The sequence below is a fragment of the Saccharopolyspora sp. genome (assembly GCF_017434145.1).
In the GTDB taxonomy this organism is placed as follows: Bacteria; Actinomycetota; Actinomycetes; order Mycobacteriales; family Pseudonocardiaceae; genus Saccharopolyspora_C; species Saccharopolyspora_C galaxeae.
The window spans coordinates 1-2,523 of sequence record NZ_JAFRFW010000184.1; the positions used below are offsets into that span (position 1 = coordinate 1).

1 protein-coding gene is annotated in these 2,523 nt (G+C 70.9%); it reads left to right on the plus strand.

Annotated elements, in window-relative coordinates; genetic code table 11:
* Positions 1–2,523, plus strand: a 2,523-nt coding sequence (locus tag IJH84_RS05170; RefSeq protein WP_295140901.1) for a hypothetical protein, incomplete at both ends; no start/stop codon positions are given.

The window sequence follows — 2,523 nt, forward strand, 5'->3', positions numbered from 1 at the left end:
CGGCGGTGTCCTCGTTCGAGGACGTGCGCAAGCTCAGCCGCGGCAAGTTCGACGCCCGGAACTTCCAGCACGTCGGGCCGGACTCCGCTGCGCACCGGGTGGAGTTCCGGTTCTGGGCTGGCAGCGTCGACAAGGGCGTGTGGCAGGCGCACGCCGAGTTGAGCGCGGCGATGCTCGCGGCGGCCAAGGATCCGTCGATCGATGCGCAGCTCGAGCAGCTGCTCGCCGATCCGCTGCTGCTCGGCCACTCGCCCGCCGGGTTGCCGCAGCTGGCGCAGTTGCTGGGCCTGCTGCCGATGAGTCCGGAGTCGCAGCAGCAGGCGGTGGAGCTGTTCGCGGCGACCGCCCCGTGGAAGGGCGACGGCAGGAGCGACTTCCGCTTGCGGTCCCAGACGGTCGGATTGCCCGGGGACCGCGGGTTGTACTTCCCGGCCGCGGGCCAGCCGGTCGCCACGGCCGTGCAGGTGGCGCAGACCGCGCAGAGTCACCCGGGTGCCGACCTGGTGCTGGCCGACCTGGCAGCGGGTACCGACCGGATCGGCCTCTGGAACGGCAGAACGCTGGACGGCAACCTGTTCGCCGGAAACATCCGCTACCGGGGGATCGGCCACGGCAAGCCGGTGGTGCTGGCCATGTCCGGCGCTGCGCGGACCAATTGGTTCCCCGGTTTCACCGACTCCTTCGACCCGGTGCTGACCGCACCGCGGCCGGCGTTCACCGCGGACGGTCGCCTCGTGGCGGTCCGGCACACCGTCGGTCCGGACGGCCGGGTACGGGTCGAGCAGGACCCGCAGGGCTGGGTGCAGCATTCCGCGGCAGGCTCGGTCGCCACCGGGGAAGCCGACCTGAACCGCGCGCTCGCTTCGCTCGATCCGCGAGGTGACGAGAAGGAGCAGCTGGCTTCCCGAATCGACGACTCGTTGCAACGGGCCCAGCAGTACCTGAACGCATTGCCCGGCGATGCGTTGCCGCAACAGCGCGGGCAGATCATGCAATGGGCAACGGCGCGCAACGCCATCCTCGAGCGCACCGAAGCCGATGCGCTGCGCGGCTACGAACGCTCCGCCGGCGAGTTGCTGCACCAAGCGCGCGCGAGCTGGGCCGAGAAGGTGCACGCCGACGCCAGACAGCGCGTCGCGGCCGGACAGCCCGCGGTCATCTTCCACGCGGACGGGTTGCCCGGTGCTGCCACCGGCCGGGAGGACGTGCGGCTCGGGTTCGAGGTGGAGTACCAGCTGCCCGCTGAGCGCTTCGACGATCGTGCCGAAGCATTGGCGCAGCACCTGCACCGCGAGGGCTTCATCGAGCGGGAGGACGGCGAACCGGCGCTGCTGGACGCCGAAGACGAGGTGGTCGGCGAGCGGCTGGAGCAGGACTCCTGGGTGCTGGTCGAAGAGGCCTCGGAGGAGAACACCGTCGAGGTGGTCTCCCCGGTGCTGCGGCCCGGCGACGACCCCGGGACGTGGAACTGGGTCGCCAAGCTGCTGGACATCGGCGGGCAGGCGCGCGGAAACCCCGCGAACAGCGGCGGGCACGTCAACGTCAGCCTCGCTGGCGGGATGACACCCGGCGAGTACGGGCAACTCGCCCAACTGGGCAAGGCCTTCGAACCGCTGCTGTTCCGGCTCGGCAACAACCCGCGCGGGCTGGCGCACCGGTCGCTAACCTTCGCCGGACCGAACCCGCTGCCGCCGGACTCGTCCGAGGTGCGCACCTGGGCCGATGTCACGGCGTTGAGCCGGGACAAGCACGACGCCATCAACTTCCACCACGTCCACGGCACGCCGGACGACCGCGTGGAGTTCCGGTTCTGGGCGGCCAGCCTCGATCCGGGCGTGTGGCAGGTGCACGCCGAGATCAGCACTGCGATGCTGCTGGCCGCGAAGGACCCGTCGATCCGGGCGAAACTGACCGAGCTGCTGACCGAACCGCCGCTGCTGGGCAGGGGTGACGTCGACCAGCCACGGCTGCTGATGGACTTCCTGGACCTGGTTCCGCTGAGCCCCGCGGCGCAGCAGCAGGTGGTGGAGCTGTTCGCGAGCACGGACCCGTGGCGGTCCAACGGCGGCAACGACGAGCACTTCCGCGCGAACACCCTGAGCATCGGCACCGACGGGCTGTTCTACCCGCGGCAGCGGTACTCGGTGCCTGCGGCGATGCAAGTGGTCCGGACGGTGCAGCGCTACCCGGACACGGACCTGGTGCTGGCAAATCTGCGGCCGGGAACCGATCAGGTCGAGCTCTGGAACGGCGATGCCCTGCCCGGCGACCGCTTCGCCGACGTGATCAGGGCGCGCGGCGCCGGGTTGAACAACCGCACCGTGCTGGCGATGTCCGGGGCGGCGGAGACTCCCTGGTTCCGGCCGATGGTCGAGTTCGGCGACCACCCCGTGCTGGCGGCGTCCAAGGTGGCGATGACACCGGACGGCAGGTTGCTCGCGGTCCGCTCGGCGTTGCGGCAGCAGGACGGCACGGTGCGGTTCGAGCCGGACCCGCAGGGGTGGGTCGAGTACCACCCGGACG